Annotated in this window: 1 pseudogene; it reads right to left on the bottom strand. The window is 60.1% G+C overall.

Annotation, left to right across the window (positions count from 1 at the left end):
- Positions 1–233: pseudogene (locus KMS84_RS40785) on the bottom strand (glutamine--fructose-6-phosphate transaminase (isomerizing)); the annotation flags it as partial.

The raw sequence follows: 233 nt of genomic DNA, 5'->3' as shown, positions 1-233 counted from the left end.
CTCTCAAGCTCAGCGCGCAGCACGGCGAAGTTCTCGATAATGCCGTTGTGAACGACTGCGACGCGTCCGTCGAAGGAAATGTGGGGGTGGGCGTTCTCATCAGTGGGAGCGCCGTGGGTGGCCCACCGAGTGTGACCGATACCTTGAGTGGACTCTGGGAGCGGATGGACTGCCAGCTCCTCCTCGAGATGAGTTAGCTTGCCCGACTTCTTGGCTCGGTACAAGTTTCCGTC

The sequence above is a fragment of the Streptomyces hilarionis genome (assembly GCF_024539675.1).
Lineage (GTDB): Bacteria > Actinomycetota > Actinomycetes > Streptomycetales > Streptomycetaceae > Streptomyces > Streptomyces hilarionis.
Note: the sequence above shows the minus strand (reverse complement) of the source record. Positions and strands in the feature narration are given on the sequence as shown.